Source organism: Butyrivibrio sp. MB2005 (assembly GCF_000424285.1).
GTDB lineage: Bacteria > Bacillota > Clostridia > Lachnospirales > Lachnospiraceae > Butyrivibrio.
Genome location: NZ_AUJP01000020.1, coordinates 15551 through 41300 on the forward strand (window position 1 = coordinate 15551; position 25750 = coordinate 41300).

Here is a 25750-nt window from a genome sequence, read left to right on the forward strand (position 1 = left end):
TGTGTAATGGCAGCTATTAAGCTGCCGGAAACAGCCTCTTAGTGTCTCTCATCTTCGTTTTCAAAACGTTCGCAGAATCTTGCTGAAAAAGAGGGCTGCTCATTTTCCAAAGTAAGATGGGTGATATCTCCGACTTTCAAGGTTCTGAAAATCGCAATTCCCTTTTCTCTCTCCTCTGTCACAATCTCTGTAACGGAAGTGGGTGCCATGGCAAGGAACTGCATGGGCACAAAGGGTGATACTCCCCAGAGATATGACAGCAGGACAGAAGTCAGTCCAAAGTGGCAAAAGAATGCAACTGTCTTATCGTTGCTCTCCCTAACCTTAAATACATTGCCGTCACGCTCATAGCCGTAATCTGACAAAAGCTCCTCGAATCCGGTAATAACTCTCTCATATACCTCCGGCATATCCGTGTATTTTACGATGTCAGAATCCATGAACGCGTGAGTATCAAAAATCTCGGGATGAACCTTGTAGTAAGAAGGCATTACATCCCAAACAATACGTCTGTGATATTCATCGGAATCTTTTTTCTTAAAAAGCTCGTTGGGATAAGCCTTCTTTGTCTCCTCATCAGCGATGTTGGGATTAAAAAGTGCAGGAAATTCTTCAAGCCACTTTAAAGTCGTAGCTTCTTTTCCCAAAACCTCAAGTGAATACTCCGCGGTCCTCTGAGCTCTGCCGCAGGGGGATACATACACATCATCTATTCCCCAGTCCTTGATGTGCTTTGCAAGGCACTGCGCCTCACGTTTTCCCTTTTCTGTAAGTCCGTCAATCTTGTAATCGGGATCCCCGTGTCTGATAAATAAAAGCCTCATTTTTTCATAACTCCTCGTAGTTTTTATGCATACCTGCCGGAAATGCTTATCCGGCGCGTCTGCTTATTTTGTCTTATTAAGTCTGTAGCCAGCCACTGCTCCCACAATACCGCCAAGGATATGGGTCAGGTTTGAAATATCGTCCTGCAAAAAGATTCCCTCATAGACCTGCTGTCCTATGAAAACAATGGTGACAAGTATGAATGTAAGCGGAATCTCGCCGTCCTTAAATCCGGTAAAGGATGTCATTAAGATAAATGCAAAAACAACACCGCTGGCGCCGCAAAGTGCAGCCTCCGGGAAAAGAATAAAGTGGAAAAGTCCTGTCACAACAGCAGTTACCAATATGACAAATATCAGTTTCTTTGATCCGTACTTTTCTTCAAGCATTGGACCAAGAAGCAAAATGTAGGTGGCATTCCCTATGAAGTGCTCCCATCCCGCATGTCCAAGGACGTGTGTGAAAAATCTCACGTAGGTTAAAGGTGATGTAAGTGACCAGCGATAGGTCATGAAAAGCAGCTGGTTAGACAGTCCAACTGTCAGGTAATTTACCACCATCACAATAAAGCAAATAAAAATGAATCCCAAAGTTACTGGAGAATTGAACGTTATCTTAAACTTCTTCATTACTTTTCCTCCGGAAAAACATATTTATATTCCATCTTCTTTGCGTAAGTTCTTTTAATTCCTTATTTTATCTGGTCTGAAACCCAGTTACTCTTCTTAAGAAACTCCTCGCCTGCTTCTCTTCCAATCTTGTATACTCTCTCAATCTCAGAGGGGTCGCTTTCAGTAGGCTTTATTGCAAGAGGGGCCTTGGGACGAATTACAAGAACTTCGCCGAGTTTCTCCTTTTCCCTGATATAACGCTTTTCCTCATTATACATTATATGACGGTTTTCCAAAGTTCTAATTGCATTGGGATATTTTCGAAGGTTCATTTTTATAAGGGGCATGTACTGCTGCTTGCCCTTAACGTAGTCTTCAGGCTGGGTCTCGATTACAAGAATCCTGTCGTAGCCCTGATCCTCCATGAACTTTAAGGGTATGGAATCCGCTGCGCCTCCATCTAAGTAAACACCGCCGTCGATTTTCACAGGTCTTGAAACGATAGGCATGGAAGCTGATGCTCTGATCCACTCCATATCCTTGCCCATTCCGTTGTCACACCTGTGATAAACAGGGCCGCCTGTCTTAAGGTCCGTTGCCACGCAGTAGAACTCCATGGGATTGCTCTCAAAGGTATCATAGTCCCAAAGATCAAGCTTAAAGGGGAGCTCTGAATAACAGAACTTCACGTTGAAAATATCACCGGTTCTTAAGAGAGATTCCATGCTGTGATATCTCTTATCGTTGCAATACTTTTTGTTGTATCTGTATGCTCTTCCGATCTGTTTTGATTTAAGATTAATTCCAAATGTGGCTCCTGCAGACACGCCCACAGCGCCGTCAAAGGTAATTCCTTTTTCCATGAAAACGTCAAGCACGCCGCAGGTAAACATACCGCGCATAGCTCCGCCTTCCATAACAATTCCGGTTTTCATATTAGTCTCCTGTATAAAAATCAAGCCCATTCAAATACTGGTCAAATAAACAAAAATCCCCTCAAACATCAATTATAACACCCTCTTTCTCCAAGAAAGCGCTAAATTATGATATTATTTTTGAGGATAAAAATTGATAACTTAAGAATTCTAGTTGGAGCAAATTATGAATATAGATAGAAAAAGAGTCCGCGAACAGTTCGCTGCATACACAAGAAATTACGATCCGGAGGATCCAAAGATCGCCCTTAAAATATCCCACACCTACAGGGTAGCAGAGAGCTGCGAGAAGATAGCGAAATCCATCGGCATGTCAGATGAAGATGCAGAGTTTGCATGGCTTTCCGGAATGCTTCACGACATCGGAAGATTCGAACAGGTAAGAAGATTCAATACCTTTATAGATTCGCAGTCCGTAGATCATGCGGAGTTTGGCTCAGATCTCCTCTTTGGAAAAGACAATCTTATCAGTCTTTTTACTGATGATATGTCCTGCAACAATACCCTTGAAGTCGTAATCCGTCAGCACAATAAATTCCGAATTCGCAAGGATATAACAGGCAAAACTCTCGATTTCTGCAACATCCTAAGAGACGCCGACAAGGTGGATATCCTCAGAGTAAACATCGAAACTCCCATGGAAGATATCTACAACGTATCAAGCGATGAGCTGATGAATTCCGGAGTGACTCCCGCAGTTATGGACCAGGTCCGTGAGCACCACGCAGTTTTAAGGGATGTGATGAAAACACCCACCGATCACCTTATAGGCCACACAGCGCTTGCCTTCGAGCTGGTCTTTCCCCTTAGCTGGGAGCTGGCAAAAGAACAGGGCTATCTTGATCAGATGTTTGCTTTTCCCTCCAAAAATGAAGAAATGCTCAAAGCTCTTGCAGATACCCGCAAGGAACTTGAAGCATTCTATGCAGCAAAGGACTAAGCCTGATCTGTAATTATCCTGACTCTCAAAGAGTTTTTGCATCTAAGGGTTACACAATATCTGCAACCTTACAATTTGCAACACTCATAAGATCAGCCGGTGCAAGCTCTATCTGAAAGCCCACCTTTCCTGCACTTACAAAAATATGGTCATACTGCTCTGCAGTCTCGTGTATAAAAGTCGGAAACTGCTTCTTCATTCCAATGGGGGAGCAGCCTCCGTGAACATATCCCGTAAGCGGTAAAAGCTCCTTTTGCTTAATCATGCTTACCGCTTTCTCACCTGCTGCCTTCGCAGCTTTCTTCAGATCAAGCTCCTCTTTTACAGGAACTACAAAAACAAAGTATGCTCCGGATTTCCCCTGAGTTACCAGTGTCTTAAAAACTTTATCCGGATCCTCTCCAAGAATCCCTGCAATTTCCTCGCCGCTCATGGTCGCGTCGGGATTATAGGCATGACTCTCATAGGCAATCTTCTTACCATCAAGTACGCGCATTACATTTGTCTTTTCTTCTTTTTTCATAAATGCTCCTGACATAAATAGAGCAGCAAATCTCATCCGATCAGCTGCTCCACATCTTTAAAATAATTTTCTTCCGGCCCAAATGCAGATGCATGCGCCAACTACGGAAACAATCAGGCTTCCGATAAGTCCTGTTGCTGCGAATCCGACGATTCTGAAAACAACACCGCCAACTACGCCGCCAAGCAGACCAAGAATAATGTTTTTAACTGTTCCTGATTTCTCCTTCATGATGTTGCTGGCAATAAAACCTGCAAGTGCTCCAAGAATAAGTCCCCATATGATTCCCATATCATTCCCTCCAATTCTTTTCTCGTACCTGTACTTTTAAGCACACATAACTATGATAGCGCTTTTTTCATACAGGTCAAACGTTTTTGTCTGTTTCTGATATGAGTATATAGCGGTCTTTATCTTCGTTACATATTTATGATTGCAATTCTGCTTACTATATTCCTCTAATCCCGAGAAATATAAACACCTTTTTACTGTGCTGCAAAAATGCGGCGCAGAAAAGGCTTGTCTAATAGATTTTATCCGGTTTATCCGTGATGCCGTACTGCGCTGTGAACTCTACAAGATCAGCGTTATCTCTTATGAGCATCACTTCTTCGAATTCACCGGTATGGATATTCTGAAAACCGGCCACCTGCTCGCCGTTACAGATACTTGCCTTTATCACAGGCTTTAGGTTTTCTTTGTCATAGGTTTTGATTTCTGTCTTTTTCTTAAAAAACATATGTATCCCCCATTTCACCGCACAGGCTTATTCCATAGAAAATATGACGCTGTTCTCTTTATCGAAAATCATTCTCTCCCTGTAATACTCGTTGTAATCAGGATTATCGTGGATCAGATATCCATCCTCTGATATTGAGGTCTCACTGGTACTAAAGGACAGATAGACATAGAACTCTTCGCCCTGCTTACTGATTATGCCCCTATAGCTGTGATAATCTGAATCCTCAGTGTTGAAATAGAAATAATACTCATATATGCCATCTGAATTAAAATCAGCATAGCCATCGTCGAATATTCTAAGAGCGCCTGATGTATAAGGGTAAATTACACCGTCCTTTAAAAGTTCGCTGAACGATACCTTCCCGAGAGAATTCATATACTCATCCGTTGCAGCAGCAATAACTGTTCCATCATTTTCAATCAGCTCTTTGTAAATATTCTCATTAGCATCAGGGAAGCCAAAAGGGCCTGACTCAGGCTGCTTCTTCCCCGCCTGGTACTGCGCAAACTCAGTATATTTTATGATCGGATAAAGTGTATTTGTATCATAAGCTGAAAGGTAATATGCGCCATTTACGATATCGCGCGCCGCTGCATAATCAGCATCCTCTTCACCGTTCTCTATTCGTTCGTTTATATTTTCCTCATAGAGATAATCGTAGGCTGTCTCACCATTTTCAAACCTGAATCTGGAAACAGAGGCATATCCCATATGTCCCCAATAGCAGATAATTCCATTTTCGCCCGGATCAGAATAAAGTCCTGTATGTCCCAGCGGGAACTCATCTGTTAAAAGCTCTGTTTTCCCATTCTTATACGTATAAACGCTTCCGTGAAAATCCGCTTCGCAGGTACCGTATTTAAGTATCAGCTCCGGAACATCATCCTTGTCTATGTCGTAAAGCCAGTAACAGTATATTCTTTTATCAAGCATCATGTTCTCATATTCTTCGAAATCCATGTCGCCGTTTTCATCAAAATTAAACTGACCTTCCTTCACGATATCCATGTAGGCTGTCTGATAATCGGAGAGTTCGGGTTCTTCAGTCTCTTCAGATACGACGCTATCTTCGGAGACTTCCACTTCTTCGGCAGTCTCGCCTGTGTTCGTATCTTCGACTTCTTCAGTAGCATCGCCACTATTCGCATCTGTAGTCTCTTCCGTGGTTGCACCGGCAGCTGCTTCTTCTGTATCAGCTGCTTCGGTTTCTTCAGCAGCATCTTCCCCAAGCTTTTCAGACAAAGCCTTGGTGATCAGATTATCTTTATTTTCAGATTCTGTCGTATCTCCGCTTTTTCCTGCGCATGCGCTTAGAAGAAATGATGACATAAGAATTCCCGCTACAAGCTTACTTTTCATAATACCCACCTCGTCAGATTTAATCTTCCCAGAAAAGTTCATCCAAACTTTTATCAAGGGCCTTACATATAGATATACAAAGCTTGATGGTGGGATTGTAATCTCCCTTTTCTATGGCACTTATGGTCTGCCTGGAAACCTCGCAGATCCTGGCAAGATCTTCCTGAGACAAGTCCTTGGCAGCTCTGGCGGATTTAAGTTTTAAATTCTTCATGGCTTAGTCCTCGCTTTCTTTTTTGGATGCAATCATCTTGATAGCGATGGCAACGGCCATTGATAAGAAAGTAACTGTCATTGCTGCACTTGATGCCGCCTTTGCAAAAAACAAATGCATAAATGCCTCATCATGCTCTGTACTTATTATTCTAACAAATTCTGACACAAATGAGCTACAATGAATAGCACCTACAACAATGCAGATACATAAATAGGTCTTCCAGTCCTGACCGATTCCAAAGAAGGAATCATGTCTGATACAATAAATTCCCCATATTGTGAAGCTGAGCATTACTACAACAATAAGAAGTCCGCTAAGCACATACTGAGGAAGGGCCTCACCTGCAATAACATCATAAATAATTATTCCGGTAAGCATGGCAAGTACTGAAAAGAACGCGATCTTGTAACCCTCTGCCCTTACCTTCTCCTGCATCTCATCGAAATTAGTATCCTTTTTTCTTTTTTTGACTATAACCCAAAGAACAACAACAATTACAACATAAATTGCTAAAGCTAAAATTTTCTCAAACATAACGAGCCTCCATAAAATCATTCAAGTAGTTAATAGTTTCAAGTCGACTTACAAAAAACAATTATTTGTTTTTGTGATTTTATGTTAGCTCGTTATATGAATAATGTCAAGTATATTTTACATTTATATTTATATAGTTTACTTTATGCCATAAGTGCTTTATCTGTATAATTGGCAAAAGCCCGATATATTCGGGCTTTCACTGGTTTTTTCTGTCTTATTAGTGTCCAAGGGTATTGCTTGTTATTGCTGCGGCCTTAGCTGCAATTGTGTTGGTGGAAGCATACAGTGAAGATGTGGGAGCAACAGGGCTCATGAGAACCTTTCCTGTTCCGCGGTATACATTCACTAGACCCTCGCCGCTTACTGCTGAGCCAAGAAGAGTCTTGGTGGATCTCTCAACTGTAAAGTCAAGATTGGATGACCAGCAAACAGCCAGGTTACCATCGATTTTCAAAGTATCGTTTTCAAGCTCAACCTCCACAAGTTCATTGTATGGAACATTACTTTCAAGAGCAGCAATGCCGCTACCTGAGAGGCTTAAGTTAAAGAGACCTTCACCACCAAGTGCTGCTGAAGAAAGATTTTTTCTTGAAACTACTGTGTTCTTAACTGTACCTGAGCAGGCGTAGAACATGCCGTCTTCGATGGTTATTCCGGATCCCCAGCTTCCTACATCAACCAGAATAATGAACTTGTAGGTGGGCTCTAATGTCAAAAATCCATTTCCCACATACTCAGGCTTTACAGCAGATTCCTTTGTGACAGCACCTTTTACCATTTTTCCGAAAAGATCGCCCACACCCTTAATTCCTGAAGTAGCCTCGATATTTCCTGCCGACCACTGCATTGCCCCGGCCTGAACGATAGCTGAATTATTTTCATCAAGCTGGATAACCAACTGTCTTCTGTGAACGCCCATCTTGCTCATGAAATACTCTGTGGAAGCGTTCATGGGAGATACGCTGGCATCCTGCAGATACTCAAGCACATGGAAATTGCCCATGTTGTTTACAAACTTTCTGCCTTCGTTTTCAAAATTTCTAATGTTCATTTTTCCCCTCCTCATAAGGTTTATTTGTTTGTTTTACCTGTTAACGCATCGAGAGCTGATGTATCCAAAGTCAGCACGTTAGATGCGAAAATGGTTTTTACAAGCCATACCAAAAATACAAAGACAAGTATCGGAATGATGCAGGCTGTCACGATCATCACCGCAAGAGACTCGATAAGGCCGCTTAGGAATGTGGTAACACTGTCCACAGCGTCATTCGTGAGAGTTGCAACCTCATTTAGAAAACCGCCCTCTGTTCCATTTCCAATATCCAAGTTATTGTATTCTTCAACTGCGGTGTTTACCCTCTGAGCCTGTGTCTGATAAACCATGTCAGAGAGCTTCACGCTGGCAGGAACAATTATAAAAAGCACTACTCCGATAAGCGCGATCTTCGCTGCAAGTATCCGCATATTCTTTTTACCAAAAAGAATTGCTATGCCAAGTATGATGCAAGCAGCAGGGATAAGCACAGAAAAAGTAACATATCCGGATATGCTTATCATGAATTTCTCAAGATACAGCGCACTTAGTATCATCAAAAAATACTTGGAAAGCTCTGCCATCTGCTCGGCAATCGGTGTACACATATCCCCCGGAAGAAGTGACAGGGTTGCAGAGGTAGCCGCAGCACCTCCCGAAAGCGTCATCACTGTGGTTATCTTATCCTCGGTCTGAGCAATGGAATGCGTATGATTCTGTGGATCTCCTGCCCAGGGTGCCACCTTGGTAACAGATATGGTTGCAAGAAGTATCAGTAAAACTACAATTGTAATTTTCTTTAAATCCATGTTCGTCCTCCCCCTTATTCAAAAGTCACTGCATAGCCTGATGCAGAGGGCATGCTGCTTATAAAATTCGAAATAAGCGCCTTAGCCTGTTCATCTGACCTGTCCAGAATTCCGCTATCAAGTGCCTTCTGCTTGGCAGTCTTCTCGAACTCTGAGAGCGAGAGGTTGTAGTCTTCAAGCTTCAAAGGATTCCAAAGTGAATCCTTTTCCGAATATATTTTCAAGGTGTCCTTATCCACGCTTACAGTCTGGATTTCAGACTCAGGGAGCTTCACGATAAGCTTCTTTGCATTATCATCTTTTTCTACTGTGATCTTGGTAAAATCAACACCGGCAAAAACCGAACCATCATAACTGTACATAAACTCAGATGATGAAGGTATGCCAAAAATCAACTCTTTTTCTTTGGTGTACTTTTCAATCTGTGTAAAATAGTACTCCTGAGTTACCAGAAAGCCCATGTTTTCAAGGCCGTCCTGGATGGTCTGTGTGTTTATTGAAATCAGTACCTTGTCCTCTTTTTTCTCTATCTTGACAGTGTTGCCTTCCTCAAAAGAGATATCAGAGGTCGTATCCCTGTTTTTTATGTAGCCGGTTCCAAGGATAATGATGACGATCACAGATACTGCGATCACCACAAGATAAAAAATGTTTTTGGGCTGCATGGAAAACTTCATGATTCTCCCCTCCCTACTTTTTCATACTTTATCTTCTATTTTACCTTGATGCGCACTTAGACTCCAGTACTTCCACAATTTTTCCAAAGGCGGGCTTTGGCATATAACTTCTGTCAAAAAGTCTTGAATTGGTGGTATCTCCTTCGCGGTAGTGATCCACAAGACCAAAGACTGTGACGTTTGTGATGTTTGCAGGTCCGCCGCCCTGTGTGTCCATATCGCAAAGGAGATTAAAGATTTCCTCGTATTTATCTGCCTGCTTTTCAAACATGGCGTCTGTCTCTTTGTCCACACCTACTGAAAGCTCTGTTATCTTCCTCCTATATTTAAAGCACTCATATCCCCTCAAATCTCATGCCCTAAATATAGAAAAAAACCGACTGTTCAGCTACTCAGTAATTGTGGCTTTTAGTATGGATATTGCGAAGAAAATCGTGGAAAAATAAAAACCGCAGCTAAGGTGAAGCACACGCCACCGTCGCTGCGGATTTGTCTAATTTTATTTTCTACCTCATCTATTGCAGGGGCAATTGATGTATCTTCTTCTGTGAATTCCGAAAAACATAAGTACCTTATCAATAACCTTCATTGCTTTATCCTCCATAACTCTTTCATGTGTTTGCGTTGTTTGTTTCATCTGATGATCTTATATTATCAGCCCCTATATCACACAACTATCACACGAAAAAATATAAAGTTTATCATTCATCAAGAAGGCTGCAGGCTTCCTTATCTGCAACAATTATCACATCATTGTGAAGCTGCAAAACGGAGGCCTGAACTGCCGGAGATATCTCGCCCTTAACTGCTGCGAAAAGGGCCTCCGCCTTGTCTGCGCCGCTTACAACAACCACAATCTTTTTAGCCTGCATAATTGATTTAATGCCCATGGTATATGCCTGGCTTGGCACATTCTCATCCTCTGCGAAAAATCGCTGGTTCGCCTTTTTGGTGGTCTCTGTCAGATTCACAAGATGAGTCTGGGCTTCAAAGGCAGTGCCGGGCTCATTAAAACCGATATGACCATTGTGACCAAGTCCAAGTAGCTGCAGATCGATTCCACCGCAGCGCTTTATGATTTCGTCATAGCTCTTGCAGGCATGCTCTGCATCCTCATCCATTCCATCAGGAATAAAAGTCCTTGTTGTATCTATATTTACCTTGGAAAAAAGCTTTTCATTCATGAAATAGTAGTAACTGTGAGGGTCGTCTTTTGTGATACCTCTGTACTCGTCCAGATTGACGGTAGTTACCTGAGAAAAATCAAGATCCCCCTTGTTGTACCACTCAACAAGCTGATCGTAGGTTCCGATGGGCGTAGAGCCTGTGGCAAGTCCCAAAACACAATCAGGCTTCATAATAATCTGGGCAGATATTATATTAGCTGCCTTCCTGCTCATATCATAATAATCCTTCGCCCTGATAATTTTCATAATATTCCCCTTCTCAAACTTTTATTTTAAAAACTTATTCCGGTACTCATTGGCACTCATTCCGGTGTATTTCTTGAATACTCTGGAAAAATGCGCCGTATCCGCAAATCCGACTCTGTCTGAGATGTCAGCAATATGCAGGGAAGAATCCTCCATCAGCTCCTTTGCATTCTCGATACGGATCTCATTCAAAACATCGGAGAAACTTTTACCTGTACTGTTTAACAGCTTACTAAGATGCCAGTGGCTCACATAGACCTTCTCTGCCACATCCGTAAGCTGAAGCTTCTCTCTGTAATGCTGTTCCATGTAAGCGATTGCCTGCTTGACGATAAAGTTATTGGCACTGGTATTGTCATCATCGGCAACTGTCTGCTCAGTATCCGCCATAGCGGCAAGTCTCTCTGAAAGACTTTCCATGGCTTCATCCAGTTCCTTCATCTTAGAGGGTTTAACAAGATATCTGAACACTCCCAGATTCAGTGCCTCCCTTGCATAATCGAAGTCCCGATATCCTGTGAGAATGATCACCTGAAGATTTTTGTGCTCACTGCGAAGAGCCGCCAGCATGGTAAGTCCGTCCATTCCCGGCATTCTGATATCCGTAAAAAGAATGTCCGGATTGCACTTTTCCACCATGGCAAGACCCTCTTTTCCCGAAGAGGCTGTCCCCGCAACCACACAGTTATATTTCTCCCAATCAACTATTTTCTTAAGCCCCTCCGCGATAACGGGCTCATCATCAACAATCAGTACCTTATACATACTTAACCCTTTACAGCGCCGGCAGTCATCCCTTTAATTATATACTTTTGCAGGAAAACATACACTATAATTACCGGAATGATTACAAGTGTTACAGCCGAAGCCATAAGACCGTAGTTGGTTCCCTCCTTGGATGTAAGCTCGTTAAGAAGCCTTGTAATTGCCTGCATCTCAGGACGTCTTAGGAAAAACATCTGAGTGAACAGATCGTTGTAGCTCCATAAAAAAGAGAATATTGCCACCGTCACAAAGGACGGTTTTCCTAACGGCACAACTATCTTAAAGAAAATCTGCGGTATTGAGCAGCCTTCAAGATGTGCTGCCTCTTCAAGCTCTAAGGGGAGTGACTGAACATAGCCCATAAGAACGATTATGGCAAAGCTCATGTTACCTGCAATCTGCGGCAGTATTACCGAAATCATGTTTAAAAACCAGTTGGATGTATTGGTGATATGCCAGCTCGATTCCATAGTATAAACAGGAATGATAGTGGAAAAAACAGGAAACATCATCGCTGCTATTACCAGAGTGTGACAAAGTTTTTTGGCCTTAAAATCAAATCTTACAAGAGCAAATGACGCAAGCCCAGCCAGCACCATAACTCCCAATGTCACACAGCCGGATATAAAGATACTGTTTATATATGCATGACCGATATCAAGTCTCTCAAAGGCTCTTCTGTAATTGGCAAGAGTGAAAAGGTCTCCCACAGGCAGGGCAAAGCTCTGCTTTAGTATCTTGTCCTTGGCCTTAAATGAATTCTCCAAGACCCAGAACAATGGATAAATAGTGGTTAGAGCCCAGGCACTCAGTATTACATAAAGAAAAGCGAGACCGATCTTGTTTCTCTTCATATCAGAAGTCCTCGCTTTCTTTAAAGGCGCGTCTTGTGATTCTTGACAAAACAACTCCCAGCACAACTATAAGCACTGCCAGTGTTGCTCCGTAATCCACGTTCTTGGCCTCCATAGTCTGATAGTACATATATGTACCCGTAAGGAATGTCTTTTTAAGAGGCATTCCTTTGGGGAACATAGTCCATGGAAGATCAAAGACCTTAAGAGCTCCGGTAACCCCCAGAGTGAGGCATGTACAGATCACGTTCCTAAGAAGAGGAAGTGAAATGTACCATACCCTCTGGAATCTGGTGGCACCATCTATCTCCGCGGATTCATACAACTCCTGTGAGATGTTGTTGAGTCCTGTCTGAAGTATGACAAAGTAGAATCCTACATATTGCCATACAACAGGGATCATCATGGTCACAATCGCAAGCTTCTCGCTCTTGTAATCTATCAGCTCCGTTCTGCCCAAAGCTTCAAGAAACTGATTCAGCATTCCCTTGTCATAGAGAAAAATCAGGTTGAACAAAAGGCCCAGAGCAGTTGCTGAGATTACAATAGGGAAGAAATACACTGTTCTGAAAAACTGAGTTCCTCTGCCGATATTGTCAACGAGAATTGCCAATAAAAGCGCTATTCCCACCTGTCCCACAATAGTGGCTATTATCATCAAAAATGTGTTTTTAAGGGATGTCCATACAACCGGGTCCGTAGCCAGCTTAACGTAATTCTCATACCAGGGAGAATTCCATTTTGTGCCGTAGGTACCCAGGTTTTTGATGGACCTGAAGCTCCCGTAAATATTCACAAAGAATGGATAATACAGGTAAATTATCAAAAATAGAAATGCCGGTGCAAGAAACAGAAATATGTATTTTTTGCTCTTGTATATGTTTGACATATCTTTTTACTCAGCTGAATCTTTATAAACGTCGATACCTTCCTGAACTGCATCTGCTGCAGCTACGCCGCCTGTTACGATGTCAGGCATTCCGTCAAAAGTAGATACTCTGCAGTCACCGTTGAACATATCCTGAACAGCGCCTGTAAGACTTGTAACGCCACTCATCATATCCATAGCCTTAACCTGAAGAGCATTGAATTTGCTGGAATCAACCTTAGGAGCGTTCTTAAGAGCTGATGCTGTGTGCTGTGCAAAAACAGGAACAACCTCATCACTTGTCATATGCTCAACAAAGCTTACAGCTGCTGCTTTCTTGTCGGGATCTTCCCAAGCCTTGGTTGTGATGTAGTAACCCATTGAAAGTCCGCCTACAAGGTCTGTTGTCTTTCTGTTGCCCTTGCCGGGGAAATAAGTTACGTCAAAGTGGCTGAGCTTTTCTTCATCAAGAGTGCTGGGATCATCGGGGTCTGACTGGCATGAACCAACGATACCGCCTACCTTCCATGAACCATCAAGAAGGAATGCAGCCTTATCATCTGTAAACATTGCAAAGGTTTCATCATCTGTTGCTGAAAGAGTATTGTCAGGGAAGAAGCCTTTCTCATAGAGATCCTTAATATCCTCAAGACCTGCAACCCACTGTTTTCCAGTAGCATCATCTGCGCTTCCGGGAATATTCAGGTGATTGTCCGGTGTCTGCTGATTGTAGATAGCAAACTCCCACCAGTAATGAGGAATATTACCAAGGGCTGCTGCGATAGGAGCATAGCCTGCATCCTTGATCTTCTGGCAGTCTGCAAGGAACTGATCCCATGTATAATCTGCGCCTGGCATTGCTACGCCTGCATCCTCAAGCACCTTGGTATTTACGAACATTGCTTCCCAGTATCCGTTTACAGGAACTGCATACTTAACGCCATCAGCCGGTGATGCTGCGATAAGATCATCGTTCATGTTGGATGCGTATTCAGGGAACTCTGCTCTGATGTCATCAATTGATACAACCTTTCCTGCTTTAACAAAATCATCCGCATCTGCTCCGTTAAAGAAGAAAAGAACGTCAGGCTCTGAGCCTGTTTCAAAGTCTGTGATGATCCTGGTCTTAAAGGTCTCATCACTTGTTGCTGAGGTGTCGCTGACTGTGTTGCCTGTCTCACTCTCCCAATCAGCCACAGCACTCTTGTAGTTCTGTGCGTTGCTGTCCTCACCTGCAAAGGTTGTTGTTACGGTGATCTCTACGGATCCACCTGCCTTGGCAGAGGTTGCTGTAGATTCGTCAGATATCTCTACAGAACTCTCTTCTGCCGGAGCCTCAGTTGCTGTGCCGCCGCATCCGGCTACGCTAATTGTCATAATTGCGCTCATAAGCACTGCTGTCAGATTTTTTAACTTCATACATGTCTCCCTTCTGCGCGTTACTACACACATCATGTTTCGTATTATCTAATTCAAGGATAGCAGTGCTCCTAATTAAATCAGATTGCTGAAATTGTCAATTTTTGACAAAAATAGTGCTGATAGTATTATTGTTTCCATCCGTCTCAATTGTAAGGCCGCTTTCAGCGCCGTAGAGTATCCTCAGTCTCCTGTGAACGTTGCGGATTCCAATCCTCGTTGAGCGCTCTTCAAGAGGCTTTATATCCATGGTATCAGTCAAAAGCTCTTTTATCTTGGCGAAATCCTCGTCGCTAGGAACGCCGGGATTAATTATCTTTATTCTCATATCGATTTTTTCATTGTCCTGAGTTCCCTCTATCTCAAGACGGACCCTCCTGATTCCATCCTCTGAGTAGCTGTATTCAACAGCATTTTCAATTACAGGCTGAATGATAAGCCTTGGCACCATCACATGAAAAAGAGCTTTATCTATATGCTCCTCATAAATGAATCTGTCCTGATATCTGCACTTTATTATGTATATGTAAGCGTTTACATACTCAAGCTCCTCAGACAGCGCGATGAGCGACTGCCTGTTTCTGTCCATTGTGGCACTCATCATTACAGACAAAGCCTCGATCATACTGGATACCTTTTCCTGGCCGTTCATTCTGGCTTCCCAGTTGATGATCTCAAGAGTGTTATTTAAAAAGTGAGGATTTATCTGGGACTGCAGGGCATGAATATTGGCATCTCTAAGGGCAATCTCCTCCACAAAAATCTTATTGAACTGCTCTCCGAGCTTGGTACTCATCTTGTTAAAGTTCCTTGTAAGGTCAGCAATCTCGCCGCTGTGCCCCTTTGGTTCTTCCACTACTTCCCCGTACTCGCCATCAGCGATCTTTTTAGAAGCAGCAGTAAGCGTGGCAATAGGCCTGTTAATCCTGCTGTTAAAGAAGAAAAACATAAGAAGCACAAGTGGCAGAAGGAAGATCAATAGTATTAAAAATGTGATATTTATGGACCTTCTCTCCAAGCCCACAGCTGTCGCATCATAGGCAACAGAAAAAGTAAAAAATCCGTCTACGCTTTTCCTGTCACAGCTTATAAAACCGCCTGACGTGTTGTAGTTACCCTCACCGTACAGCCTCTCGCCATTAAAGGATACATCCATGCCACGATATTCCCATACGCTCTTTAAGCTCTCGAAAACCTCTTCCGGATTAATCTCCATGACAAGAAGCGCATACTTTTTAAAGCCTCTACCAAGGAGGTTTCTTATCATATACACATGACCGTCCATGGCAAAAAACTCTGTCCTTGTATCCAGATCCTCTGAAATCTCAAGGGCTTTATCCTTAACGGAATCTGTAAAAAACTTAAACCTTGAAACACTTCCTCTTCCCGTGGTATTACCTGTGTAATACAGGGTGTCAGGCTCATCCGTAAAAATAAGCACTGTGATATCAAAACTTGGATCGTATTTATAATGGGCTGATAAAAATGTAGTAACCTGATTGTAGAGATTACCGGAATCACCGCTACTTTGATACTCTGCCCAGTAGTCTCCTATGTATGAAAGATAAGATGCATCCTTTGATGAATCGATGCAGTCCAAAAGGCGGAGGATACTGATATCCGCCGCCTTTTCCATAGATGTATTAATTATACGCTGACTCTGTCTGTCGATTCTTCCTGAAACCACCACAAGAAAAACCACCAGAATGACAGTAAGGGGCACAATCCACCCTAGTGCAAGAAGTCTTAGCATCTGCCATTTAAGAGAATTTCTTTTTTTCATTATTCTTCCAACCCCAACAGATTTTTGTAAGCATCACATGTCTTTTCCGCAAGGGCCTTATCAGGCATCTCACAGAAAATCCTAAGAAGTGGTTCTGTTCCTGAAAACCTTACACATACCCATCCCCCATTTTTAAAGTATACCTTACAGCCATCCAGATAGGAAGTCCTTGCAATCTCCGTTTCAAAGGCAGGAATCACCTTATCCTCCATGAGGATTTTCTGATAATCGGGCTTTTTTTCAGCCCTGAAGGAATAGTTATTTTCAATCATGAAAAACTCTCCAAACTCCTCCCTAATATCATCGTAAAGCTCAGATATTTTCTTACCTGTTACAGCCAGCATCTCAACAAGCAGGGCCGCTGCATATACTCCATCCTTACCGTTTATATGTCCCCTCACAGTAAGTCCCCCGGAGGATTCGCCGCCGATAAGGGCATCCGTTTCCGTTATTTTTGCCGATATGTGCTTAAAGCCCACGGGAACCTCGTAGCACTTTTCTCCAAATTTTTCTGCAATCCTGTCAAGCATGTGTGTGGTACAAAGATTCCTGACTACAGGCCCCTTCTCATTTCTGTATTTCTCAAGATAGTAGTACAAAAGAACCAGAATATCATTTGGAGATAAGTATCTTCCCTTGTCGTCTACGACACCTATTCTGTCGGCATCACCATCTGTTGCAATTCCTATATCGCAGCGATTATCAATGACCGTGGATTTAAGGAGGCTCATGGCAGGTTCATTTGGCGCAGGGAGCTTTCCTCCAAAAAGTGTGTCATGACGTCCGTGGATGGTCTCCATTTCACATCTTGCCGTAAGAAGAATGGTTTTTATGGCAGTCTCACTTACTCCGTACATGGGATCAAGAGCCACTCGCAGGGATGCAGCCTTAATGGCATCCACATTTATGCGGTCAAGAATGTTATCTATATATTCGTTTATTGGATAGAACTCCTCGATAAGCCCTGCTGCCTTTGCATCCTCGTATTCCATGGTTTCTACAGGAAGTGTCACCCTGTTTATGTATTCTTCAACCTCTTTTGTCTGCTCCTCATCAGCATCTCTGCCGCCGTATGTAAAAAGCTTTATGCCATTGTAGATAGCAGGGTTATGGCTTGCCGTCACCATCATTCCATAAGGTAGCTCATGCTTCATGACGTAGAACATAACAAGAGGTGTGGGGCTTGATTTATTTATGAGGCTTGCCTTTATGCCTGCTGCCGCAAAAGTAGCGCCTGCCCACTGCATTGCTTCTTTAGATAAAAAACGTCTGTCGTAGCCAAGAACAATGCCCTTATCTGCCACATTCTCAGCCTTCATTTTGGCAGCCATGGCGTTTGCCAGAATCTGAACATTTTCCTTGGTAAAACCATCACCTATTATGGCTCGCCATCCGCCGGTTCCGAATTTGATCATTGTTTCGCCCCCTTTATCCCATCACAACTTCCACACTGTGCACTTCCCCGGCTGAGCCTGCCGGTATTACAGCTACGCTCCTATCCTTCGAAAAATCCTTATCATAGCCGCAGGATACTTCTACACCATCAATTACTACCTTCTTTACGCCGCATTGAACATGCTCCGGATTTGTAACCTTAATATTGTAGACAACGCCGCGGAATACTCTTGATACCTCGTATCCATCCCACTGCGCAGGAATGCATGGATCAACAATAAGCTCGCCAAATCCCGGTCGTACTCCCAGAAGATAATGGGTCACAGCAAAATATGCCCAGCCGCCGCTGCCTGTCATGAAGGGGTGATGCGCCCTTCCATAGGTGGTGTGGTCTTTTCCCGAAATGAACTGGCAGTAAGAATAGGGCTCCGCCCATCTTCTTTCAATATCATCATTCTGATAATAGGGACAAAGGCTCTTATAGTATTCAAAGGCTCTCTCACCATTACCCATCCTGCATTCCGCAGACCACACCCAGGGATTTGGATGAGAGAAAATACTTCCGTTCTCCTTAAGTCCCGGGTACACTCTTGTCACAAAACCAATCTCATCATCAGGCTCTGTAAATGCAGGGGCATTAAGCATGATTCCGTAAGGAGTTGCAAGCCTTTCGTGAACACTGCTCAGAGTCTTCTTTGCTCTGTCTCCTGTGGATACACCTGACAAAACTGCCCAGGCATTTGATTCAAGATGGATCTGTCCCTCTTTGTTTTCCCTGGTTCCAATCTTTCTTCCGGAACCTGTAAAACCTCTAAGATACCAGTCACCATCCCACAATACATCATCAAGATGCTTAGAAAGATCATCTGTTTTTTCAGAAAGTTCTTTGGCAAAGTCGGCATCTTCCATATATTCCGCGGTCTCTCTAAGACAGATAAGTGCTCTGTACAAAAGAAATGAAACCAGCGCGCTTTCTCCTCCGCCAAGATTAAGGCAGTCGTTCCAATCAGCCCGAAGTCCCTTGCAGATTCCATGTTCGCCCACTTCCTCAAGAGAGAAAAGAACAATCTTTTTCATGTGCTCATAAACACTTCCGGATCCTCCGTCAGCGTAGCCGTATTCCTCCTTTAGGAAATTCAAATCACCTGTCTCTTTGACATACTCCGTAATTGAAGGTATAAGCCATAGTGCATCATCCGAGCATGCATCAGCCAGGCCATGAACCTTCGATGATGCCTCAGGTTCCGGAATTACAGTGGGTGACTTAAAGGGCTTTTTCTTATTCTCTTTTTCATCTTCAGGCATAAACCACCTTGGCTCAAAGAGATGAATTCCATAACCTCTGGTTGTGAGCGCTCGTAGCAGTTCTACAATTCTCTTTTTACAGCCCGCAGGATTACTTGCTATAACCGTCATGGAATCCTGTGCCGTATCCCTGTAGCCAAGACCTGTTCTTCCGCCTACTTCGATAAAAGAAGCAAACCTTGAAAACATTACATTTATCTCAGCCTGATACAAGGTCCATGCATTTATCATGGTATCTATGCCCTTCTCAGGACTTGAAACAGCAAAGGTTCTCTGCTTTTCTCTCCAGAACTCTCTAAGTTTTTCATAGGCAGCATCAAGTCTTGCGGGATCACTGTATTTTTCTTTGATTGCCCTTGCTTCATCATAGCCGCCCTCACCAAGAAAATAGATAAGCCTTACAGACTCACCCTTTTTCAGCACTATATTCTTGGAAAGCCCTGCGCAGTGATTTCCGCCCTTTTCAAAGGAGCCGGAAAGACTTCCCTTCTCCACGGTTTCAGGATTTGACTCGGTATTGTAGGTTCCGATAAATTTATCCCTTAAGCACTCAAAGCCATCAGGCTCAAAGCTTGCCGCAAAATACTGATATCCCTCTTCTTCATAAAAAAGATCGTACAGTATTATCCCGTCTTTGTACTCGGATCCCGCACAGTACAGGCTCATCTGAAAATTCTGATTATCTATTGGAACGTGATGGAAAGAAAATTCGGCATAAGAAAATACACTTAGATTCCTTGTATGATCACTTTCATTTTTAATGACGACATCCCAGATAAGCGCATTGTCACCAATAGGGATACTCAGCTTCTCACTGGCCCATAATCCCTTGTATTCACACTCATAGGTGGTTACGCTCATGCCATGTCTTGTGGTATATTTTGCCACGTCTAAAGGCTTCCCCACAGGCTGCCAGGAGATACTGAAATAATCCCCGTCGTCGTTATCCCTTATGTAGATATAGTCCCCGGGTCTGTCCATAGGAACGGCATTGCCGCGAAACCTTGTTATCCTGTGATATTCGGGAGACTTGTAAAAAAGGTATCCTCCCGCAGTGTGATTAACAACAGCACACATATCCTCAACTCCAAGATAATTAGTCCAGGAAGTGGGAATATCGACTCTGTCTATTACATACTCATTGTTTTTTTCATCAAAATGTCCGTATCTCATAAAAACCCCCATTAACTTTTATGTCTCTAGTTTAAGAAAATGGGGGCAAAAGAAAATGTCCCATCTTGGCGTGTTATAGGTGTTACGCCAAAATGAGACATCTTATTCATTCATCACTGTTCTTTTCTTTCAAATTCCTTTCTTTCAAGTTCTTTTTTCGGAGAAAATCAGCAATTGCCAGATAGAACCTTCCTACCATTATAAGGAAAATCAGCAGCACAAAAATCCACCACATGGTTCCCATATATGGAAGCTCATCGGCAAAACCAAAAGCTCCTGCAGGACTTCCCCAGTTTAGGAAAAAGTATGGATAATTACGTCCATCAGCAAATTCCCAACCTCTTGCATATCCGATTCCTGCATAGATGACATATAAAAGAGGTGGGATAATTACAAGAAATGCGTCTCTGTGACTTATTCTGGTAGACTTTGCTATTACAAAAAAGTCGATGACTGAAGCAACCGGCACAACCACATGAGTCAGTATGTTATGAAGACTCCATGCATGTTCGCCAAGGAGCGGTGCCAGCAAAGTGCAAAAAACAACTCCGGTGAGGGTTATGGAAACCGTCGCAACGAATTTAACAATATTCCAGATCCACATTATATGCTTTTCGCGTCTGACAAAATAAATTCCGGCAGCGGAAATAATCGCCATGACTATATTGGACTGAGTGGTAAAGTACATAAACGTCCTACTGCCGCCCATGAAAAAACCACGACCCGCATTAGCACTAAGATAGATACCAACAACTGCTGATACGATGATAATAATTTTAAGACAATAACTGATTATTTTCTGTCTGTCTGAAAAAATGCCCATAAAAATACCTCTTGAAAAGACGAACTGAGCGCAATTTAATTTTATCGCATTCCCAATCATTTCCAAGAGGTATTTTGCATTTTATAAACTTTTAATTATTTAAGAAATCTGGTCCTGTCAGTTTTCTTCCTTGTTTTCACGCTTCTCTAAAAGGATTAGTCCGAGGGCTGCAGCTGCCAGCAGTAAAACTATGATTCTTGAAACGTTATCTGTAGTATCATCTGTTCCGCCTCTTCTTGCTCCAAGAACTGCGGGCTCTTCTTCTGCAGGTGCTTCTCTCCTTGCTCCGAGAACTGCTGCCTGAGGAACAGGTGCCTCATTTATGACAGTAACTTCATCATCTGAGTATGACTCAGTAGTTTCAGGAGTCTCATCGATAACCTCTTCCTCAATCTCACCACTTTCATCCTCAATATCTGCACTGTCAGGTAATGTAGTGGAAGTCTCTTCCTTTGTAGGCTCAGGATCTTTTTCTACCTTCTCTTCCTTTTTCTCTTCTTCCTTCTTCTCCTCTTCCTGAGGTACCTCTTTCCATATAGCGTAAAGAGTATTGGTCTCCTTTGGAAGATTATCTGCGCCAACCAGGTCACCTTCTACAAAATCAGGCTCTGTAGCATCAGGATTCTCATTTGCCCAGCCAAGGAACTCATATCCGGGTCTTGTGAAAATATTTCCTGCTACTGTAATAGGAGCATTGATCTGAATTTTGCTGTAGGTAGCTGTAGTCTTGTCTGCAGAAACCGTAAGGTTCTTTGCTGTGTCAGATACAAGTGCTGTGGTTGCAGGTGAAGCTGCATCTCCGTTACCGTTATAAACGATCTTTGTAAGTCTGATGTCTTCGTTGGTATCAGGTACATAAACCGCACGAAGTCTTATTATGTACTGATATGAAGCTGTATCTGCACTTGCATCCTGGACAGGCTGCATCTTTGCATAATCTCTGGTTGCTGTAAGGAGATTACCGGGCTTAAAAGTAATGTCTGATTCTGTAAAATCTCCTGCCCTTCTCATTACGTTGGGGCTCATGAGAACCCAGTGATCAAAGCGCTGACCCTTAGGTGCTTCTGCTGTATTATCAAGTACTTCTGCCTTTGCCTGATCCTTATAAAGAGTAGGATCTACAACTACCTGAAGATCATTGGGTTTTCCAAGTGCTACATCATATTCGATGTTAATTCCGTCAGCGCCTTCAAGTTTGCCGCGCCATCTTGCATAGAGATCGATCTTTCTGTCAACCCAGTAACGATTTTCATTGGCATCCTTATTGGTCTCTACTAAAACATCTCCCCACTTATCACGCTCAGTACTCTCAGTCTGATCGTAAGGTTCTGTGGTTTCCTCTGTCATTGCATATGCATCGAAGTTGAAAGGATGCTTGAACTCGGGGTCTGAATACCAGCCGATAAGCTCATAATCTGCTCTGTGTACCTGGTTTATACCCACGATCTTCTTTCCATAATCAACCTTGAAGCAGGTTGCCTGTCCTTCTGCACCCCAATCCAGTGTAGTATCGCCTGAGGCATTTGTGTGCAGGAAAACACGACACTCTTTGCGGATCCACTTTGCATATACTTCAATACCGCCCTGAGGCATTGTGGCATTTTGGAAATCAAAAGGATCACCTGTGCACTCTTTGTCGCCATACCATCCTGCGAAAACAAATCCGTCGTAACTTGAAGGCTTGAAGCTTCCTTCTGATGCTACGCTGGCATCAACCTGGATGGGATCGCTTTCCTTAATAAGGCCGAGACTTTCGTACTCATCAAGGATTTCTTTGTGATTTGCACCGCTTACATATACACCGTCGTAGTAAAGAACCTTATTGGTACTTCTGTTGTAGAAGAAACTTACATGACGGTTAAGATTTGCCTCTCCTGTGGGATGAGTATTTCCTACATTTGTAAAACCATTGTATGCCGGAGGCTTTTGTCCTTCATACTCAGATGTTGATCTTGCACTTACTTCCTCTACAAAGTAGTAACTCTTAGTTATTCTCTTACCATCTTCTTCATAGGTAAACTGCTGAATTTCTTTACCCAAAGGTGGCTCTTCTCCGTCTATCACATCGAAGAAAATCCTGTAAGTGTACTGATACTGCTGCTTGTCAAATCTGGCTGTGAGGTAATTGCCCTCAGGAGATTTCCAGTTGCCAAGAATCTGATAATCCAGTGTATCAATTTTTCCTTTTACGGTATTTCCGCCGTTTCCGCCAGTAGATGTCTTAAGAGGAGCACCATCCATAAGGATCCAGCTTGTCATTCTGGTATAGTTTCTGGCACCGCTTGAGTTGTAGCCGCTATTGCCCTTCATGACATTGTAGAGAGCCTCAAACCTGTCGTAATCAGGCCAGTTATTACCAAACTGATCGCCGTAGGTGATCTCTACCGGTATGTAATAGTAGTCGCCATCCTTTTCTGTTGTAGGGAAAGCGTTCACGAGACTGCTGTCTGTTATTGTGAAACGCGCATCTGTCTCATAGTGAACAAATTCATAGGTGTCGTTACCTAAATCTTTTGCATATCTGAATTTGATGGTGTAAGTAATTCTTTCAAAGATTACGTTAACAATTGCATTTCCTTCTGTCTTAATAACTACGTTCTCATCGAACTCCTTAGGTCTGAATCCAACTATTTCAATCTTCGTTTCATTGTTGTCTTCATCTTTTACCAGAACAGCATCATAATCATTGAGCTTAATTACGTTTTTATCTATAGTTGTTCCTACTAAACCCTGTCTTACATATGTTCCATAATAGGAAGTGCCGCCTGTAAGGTTTTCAGTCCATACAACTACTCTGTATTTTGCCTTAAGATTAGGTGACCAGCCTGCGTAAAGTGTTGTTCTCTCACTTATGCTGCTGTTAAATACGAATTTATCGCCTGTAGGATGATCGCCCACGTTTTCAGGCTTATTCTGATACCATCCATCGAAGATATATCCATATCTTGTGGGAGCTGTAGGCTCTGATGTAATATCACCTTCTTTTACAAACTGAGGAGCGGTATAGCTTGATCCTGTTCCATTGCCTTCGAATGAAAGCCAGTTTCCTTTAGGTGTATATGCCTTGAAAACTACATTTCCTGTTATTGTGATCTGATCACTGTTTTCGTACTGAGCAGGATTCTTCACATTCTGAATATTGCTCTCTGTACCCTCTACAACTTCCCAGCCAAGGAATGCCTTATCGGGATCGTAGGGTGTGTACTGCTTATCGATGGTGTAAGGACCATTTTCAGGATTCACAACCTCGTTTTCAATTACTGTGCCAAGCTCATCCTTAAATGTAACTGTGTAGGACTCTTTATAAACAGCTACCAGAGTAACCTCTTCATTTGCTGCAAGTCCTGTAAGATCTACGGCTTCACCAAGCTTAATCTGAGTATCATGACTTCCGTCATCATTAAGTGTGAACCAGCCTTCGAATACTTTACCTGCGTGGTAAGGAGTATCTATAGCTGCAAGTACGTTGCCGCCTTCGATGTTTCTGAGGATCTGGTTATCAACCTTCTGCCCTGCTTCATTGGTGAAGAAGTAAGGTACGTAGGAATCTTCTTCATTGATATCGCGGAAGAAATATGTACGTGTGAAAAATTCCTCATCCTCTTCCTTTACTGTAACCAGTGCATAGATTGAAAAAGCATCACTCTCAAACTCAGCTGCATTGCCGCTTACTGTTGCACCGACTATTGATGTATCTCCTGAATCGTCTACGTGTACAACCTGTGCATCCTCCGCTTTTGCAAGCTCTGAGGAAGTCATCTTTACAGAGATGGCTTTTGCGGGCTCGATTTCTTCGCCGTCACAGTAGAAAGTAATGTCAACTGCGATAACCTTCTCAACTGTTTTTACTGAATCAGAAGTATCTGAATTAACTTCCTGCTCAACAGTATCCTTAACAGCTGCAATAACACCGCTGTCATATACGGGAGTAACTGTAACTGTTGTGCCTTCAGGAAAAGCACCTTCGGGAGCATCAATTGCAACATTTACGCCGCCTGCACTCTTGTTAAAAGTAACTGCCGGCATCTGCTGTTCTTCAGGGTCCTGCGCTTCTTCTGCTTCAGGAACTGCTACAGCTTCTTCTGCAGGCTCTTCCGGTGCTGCTTCACTTGCTGCTTCTTCCGGTAATTCATCTGCTGCCTGATCATCAGCTGCTGTGTCAGCACCGGTATCCTGCGAATTGTCTGTACCTGCCTGCTCTTCGCTGTCTGCAGGAGTCTCATCATTATTTACTTCTGTTTCTTCAGTGGGAATGTTTTCAGAATTGTCATTCTCAAAAACCGCCTCATCACCGTTATCAGCGTTTTCTTCTACGCTTTCTTCAGGTGCTTCTTCACTGAAATCTTCACTGGGCTGTTCTTCCTCATAGGAGTTGTCATCTACAGGTTCCTCTTGGATTTCCTCCGCTTCTTCAGGTTCCTCGTAGGATGGCTCTTCTTCTGTAGGAAGATTTTCCTCATTTATTTCCCCATTGTTTTCCAGGGACACTATATCAGTGTTCTCCTCCAGCACTTCTTCGCCCGTGGCATGAACTCTGGCTGATCCGAGATCACTACTCAGAGTAGTTGCTACCAGAATTAAACTGATTATGAATGCCCACAGTCTTTTATGGTTTTTACGCATATCTTGTTCCTCCTCATAAGAAACTGCCTCAGGTTACTTATCAAAACCGTGCTGAGCGGTTTTTGAATTATTAAGTTTTGATTTTCTATACTATAAGTGTA

The 25750-nt window shown here is 42.9% G+C and carries 24 protein-coding genes; 1 reads left to right on the top strand and 23 read right to left on the bottom strand.

The window, feature by feature from the left end; genetic code table 11:
* Positions 1–38: 38 nt before the first annotated feature.
* From G610_RS0111640 to G610_RS23765, 3 genes are all read right to left on the bottom strand, one after another.
* Entirely contained in the window at positions 39–824 is a 786-nt protein-coding gene (locus G610_RS0111640; RefSeq protein WP_026524940.1) for a histidine phosphatase family protein, read from the bottom strand.
* Between the two features lie 63 nt (positions 825–887).
* Positions 888–1454: a rhomboid family intramembrane serine protease gene (locus tag G610_RS0111645; protein ID WP_026524941.1), complete on the bottom strand. Its 567-nt coding sequence runs from the start codon at positions 1452–1454 to the stop codon at positions 888–890.
* 62 nt (positions 1455–1516) lie between these two features.
* Entirely contained in the window at positions 1517–2371 is an 855-nt protein-coding gene (locus G610_RS23765; protein ID WP_026524942.1) for a patatin-like phospholipase family protein, read from the bottom strand.
* 166 nt (positions 2372–2537) lie between these two features.
* On the opposite strand from G610_RS23765, the gene G610_RS0111655 reads away from it, so the two are divergent.
* Positions 2538–3311, top strand: coding sequence for an HD domain-containing protein (locus tag G610_RS0111655; protein WP_026524943.1), 774 nt, complete (start codon positions 2538–2540; stop codon positions 3309–3311).
* 49 nt (positions 3312–3360) lie between these two features.
* Here G610_RS0111655 and ybaK read toward each other — a convergent pair whose 3' ends face one another.
* From ybaK to G610_RS0111760, 20 genes are all read right to left on the bottom strand, one after another.
* On the bottom strand, positions 3361–3834 hold the full coding sequence (ybaK, locus tag G610_RS0111660; RefSeq protein WP_026524944.1) for a Cys-tRNA(Pro) deacylase: 474 nt from the start codon (positions 3832–3834) through the stop codon (positions 3361–3363).
* A 57-nt stretch (positions 3835–3891) separates the two neighbouring features.
* Positions 3892–4125 carry a GlsB/YeaQ/YmgE family stress response membrane protein gene (locus G610_RS0111665; RefSeq protein ID WP_026496874.1) on the bottom strand — a complete coding sequence of 78 codons (234 nt, stop codon included), beginning with the start codon at positions 4123–4125 and terminating at the stop codon, positions 3892–3894.
* Between the two features lie 232 nt (positions 4126–4357).
* On the bottom strand, positions 4358–4573 hold the full coding sequence (locus G610_RS0111670) for a hypothetical protein (RefSeq protein WP_026524945.1): 216 nt from the start codon (positions 4571–4573) through the stop codon (positions 4358–4360).
* A 27-nt stretch (positions 4574–4600) separates the two neighbouring features.
* Complete coding sequence (locus G610_RS0111675; RefSeq protein WP_026524946.1) at positions 4601–5935, bottom strand: hypothetical protein; 1335 nt, start codon at positions 5933–5935, stop codon at positions 4601–4603.
* Positions 5936–5954: 19 nt separating this feature from the next.
* Positions 5955–6149 (bottom strand): helix-turn-helix transcriptional regulator, encoded by a 195-nt coding sequence (locus tag G610_RS0111680; protein ID WP_026496877.1) that lies wholly within the window; start codon positions 6147–6149, stop codon positions 5955–5957.
* Positions 6150–6152: 3 nt separating this feature from the next.
* Complete coding sequence (locus G610_RS0111685) at positions 6153–6686, bottom strand: DUF6442 family protein (protein ID WP_026524947.1); 534 nt, start codon at positions 6684–6686, stop codon at positions 6153–6155.
* A 220-nt stretch (positions 6687–6906) separates the two neighbouring features.
* Positions 6907–7740, bottom strand: coding sequence for an AIM24 family protein (locus G610_RS0111690; protein ID WP_026524948.1), 834 nt, complete (start codon positions 7738–7740; stop codon positions 6907–6909).
* 20 nt (positions 7741–7760) lie between these two features.
* Entirely contained in the window at positions 7761–8531 is a 771-nt protein-coding gene (locus G610_RS0111695; protein WP_026524949.1) for a hypothetical protein, read from the bottom strand.
* 14 nt (positions 8532–8545) lie between these two features.
* Positions 8546–9208 carry a DUF4230 domain-containing protein gene (locus tag G610_RS0111700; RefSeq protein WP_026524950.1) on the bottom strand — a complete coding sequence of 221 codons (663 nt, stop codon included), beginning with the start codon at positions 9206–9208 and terminating at the stop codon, positions 8546–8548.
* A gap of 40 nt (positions 9209–9248) precedes the next feature.
* Positions 9249–9557 (bottom strand): endo-1,4-beta-xylanase, encoded by a 309-nt coding sequence (locus G610_RS0111705; RefSeq protein WP_026524951.1) that lies wholly within the window; start codon positions 9555–9557, stop codon positions 9249–9251.
* A 352-nt stretch (positions 9558–9909) separates the two neighbouring features.
* Complete coding sequence (nagB, locus tag G610_RS0111715; RefSeq protein WP_026524952.1) at positions 9910–10641, bottom strand: glucosamine-6-phosphate deaminase; 732 nt, start codon at positions 10639–10641, stop codon at positions 9910–9912.
* Between the two features lie 21 nt (positions 10642–10662).
* Positions 10663–11406: a response regulator transcription factor gene (locus G610_RS0111720; protein ID WP_026524953.1), complete on the bottom strand. Its 744-nt coding sequence runs from the start codon at positions 11404–11406 to the stop codon at positions 10663–10665.
* A 2-nt stretch (positions 11407–11408) separates the two neighbouring features.
* Positions 11409–12260, bottom strand: coding sequence for a carbohydrate ABC transporter permease (locus G610_RS0111725; RefSeq protein ID WP_026524954.1), 852 nt, complete (start codon positions 12258–12260; stop codon positions 11409–11411).
* Between the two features lies 1 nt (position 12261).
* Complete coding sequence (locus G610_RS0111730) at positions 12262–13149, bottom strand: carbohydrate ABC transporter permease (RefSeq protein WP_026524955.1); 888 nt, start codon at positions 13147–13149, stop codon at positions 12262–12264.
* Between the two features lie 6 nt (positions 13150–13155).
* Complete coding sequence (locus G610_RS0111735) at positions 13156–14547, bottom strand: ABC transporter substrate-binding protein (protein WP_026524956.1); 1392 nt, start codon at positions 14545–14547, stop codon at positions 13156–13158.
* A 97-nt stretch (positions 14548–14644) separates the two neighbouring features.
* The gene (locus G610_RS0111740) at positions 14645–16330 is read right to left on the bottom strand and encodes a sensor histidine kinase (RefSeq protein ID WP_026524957.1); all 1686 of its coding nucleotides are present in this window, start codon (positions 16328–16330) and stop codon (positions 14645–14647) included.
* The gene (locus tag G610_RS0111745; RefSeq protein WP_026524958.1) at positions 16330–17745 is read right to left on the bottom strand and encodes a phosphoglucomutase/phosphomannomutase family protein; all 1416 of its coding nucleotides are present in this window, start codon (positions 17743–17745) and stop codon (positions 16330–16332) included. Before G610_RS0111745 ends, G610_RS0111740 begins: the two co-directional genes overlap by 1 nt.
* A gap of 13 nt (positions 17746–17758) precedes the next feature.
* Positions 17759–20203 carry a GH36-type glycosyl hydrolase domain-containing protein gene (locus G610_RS0111750; RefSeq protein ID WP_026524959.1) on the bottom strand — a complete coding sequence of 815 codons (2445 nt, stop codon included), beginning with the start codon at positions 20201–20203 and terminating at the stop codon, positions 17759–17761.
* Between the two features lie 106 nt (positions 20204–20309).
* Positions 20310–21026 carry a Pr6Pr family membrane protein gene (locus tag G610_RS0111755; protein ID WP_026524960.1) on the bottom strand — a complete coding sequence of 239 codons (717 nt, stop codon included), beginning with the start codon at positions 21024–21026 and terminating at the stop codon, positions 20310–20312.
* Between the two features lie 117 nt (positions 21027–21143).
* Positions 21144–25649, bottom strand: coding sequence for an InlB B-repeat-containing protein (locus tag G610_RS0111760; RefSeq protein ID WP_026524961.1), 4506 nt, complete (start codon positions 25647–25649; stop codon positions 21144–21146).
* Between the last annotated feature and the right edge of the window lie 101 nt (positions 25650–25750).

Coding starts and splice junctions, on each gene's coding strand:
- G610_RS0111675 (WP_026524946.1), bottom strand. CDS start 5,935: ATGAAAAGTAAGCTTGTAGCGGGAATTCTTATGTCATCATTTCTTCTA.
- G610_RS0111755 (WP_026524960.1), bottom strand. CDS start 21,026: ATGGGCATTTTTTCAGACAGACAGAAAATAATCAGTTATTGTCTTAAA.
- G610_RS23765 (WP_026524942.1), bottom strand. CDS start 2,371: ATGAAAACCGGAATTGTTATGGAAGGCGGAGCTATGCGCGGTATGTTT.
- G610_RS0111680 (WP_026496877.1), bottom strand. CDS start 6,149: ATGAAGAATTTAAAACTTAAATCCGCCAGAGCTGCCAAGGACTTGTCT.
- G610_RS0111670 (WP_026524945.1), bottom strand. CDS start 4,573: ATGTTTTTTAAGAAAAAGACAGAAATCAAAACCTATGACAAAGAAAAC.
- ybaK (WP_026524944.1), bottom strand. CDS start 3,834: ATGAAAAAAGAAGAAAAGACAAATGTAATGCGCGTACTTGATGGTAAG.
- G610_RS0111665 (WP_026496874.1), bottom strand. CDS start 4,125: ATGGGAATCATATGGGGACTTATTCTTGGAGCACTTGCAGGTTTTATT.
- G610_RS0111720 (WP_026524953.1), bottom strand. CDS start 11,406: ATGTATAAGGTACTGATTGTTGATGATGAGCCCGTTATCGCGGAGGGG.
- G610_RS0111750 (WP_026524959.1), bottom strand. CDS start 20,203: ATGAGATACGGACATTTTGATGAAAAAAACAATGAGTATGTAATAGAC.
- G610_RS0111695 (WP_026524949.1), bottom strand. CDS start 8,531: ATGGATTTAAAGAAAATTACAATTGTAGTTTTACTGATACTTCTTGCA.
- G610_RS0111740 (WP_026524957.1), bottom strand. CDS start 16,330: ATGAAAAAAAGAAATTCTCTTAAATGGCAGATGCTAAGACTTCTTGCA.
- G610_RS0111760 (WP_026524961.1), bottom strand. CDS start 25,649: ATGCGTAAAAACCATAAAAGACTGTGGGCATTCATAATCAGTTTAATT.
- G610_RS0111690 (WP_026524948.1), bottom strand. CDS start 7,740: ATGAACATTAGAAATTTTGAAAACGAAGGCAGAAAGTTTGTAAACAAC.
- G610_RS0111725 (WP_026524954.1), bottom strand. CDS start 12,260: ATGAAGAGAAACAAGATCGGTCTCGCTTTTCTTTATGTAATACTGAGT.
- G610_RS0111700 (WP_026524950.1), bottom strand. CDS start 9,208: ATGAAGTTTTCCATGCAGCCCAAAAACATTTTTTATCTTGTGGTGATC.
- G610_RS0111745 (WP_026524958.1), bottom strand. CDS start 17,745: ATGATCAAATTCGGAACCGGCGGATGGCGAGCCATAATAGGTGATGGT.
- G610_RS0111645 (WP_026524941.1), bottom strand. CDS start 1,454: ATGAAGAAGTTTAAGATAACGTTCAATTCTCCAGTAACTTTGGGATTC.
- G610_RS0111685 (WP_026524947.1), bottom strand. CDS start 6,686: ATGTTTGAGAAAATTTTAGCTTTAGCAATTTATGTTGTAATTGTTGTT.
- G610_RS0111735 (WP_026524956.1), bottom strand. CDS start 14,547: ATGAAGTTAAAAAATCTGACAGCAGTGCTTATGAGCGCAATTATGACA.
- G610_RS0111730 (WP_026524955.1), bottom strand. CDS start 13,149: ATGTCAAACATATACAAGAGCAAAAAATACATATTTCTGTTTCTTGCA.
- G610_RS0111640 (WP_026524940.1), bottom strand. CDS start 824: ATGAGGCTTTTATTTATCAGACACGGGGATCCCGATTACAAGATTGAC.
- G610_RS0111655 (WP_026524943.1), top strand. CDS start 2,538: ATGAATATAGATAGAAAAAGAGTCCGCGAACAGTTCGCTGCATACACA.
- nagB (WP_026524952.1), bottom strand. CDS start 10,641: ATGAAAATTATCAGGGCGAAGGATTATTATGATATGAGCAGGAAGGCA.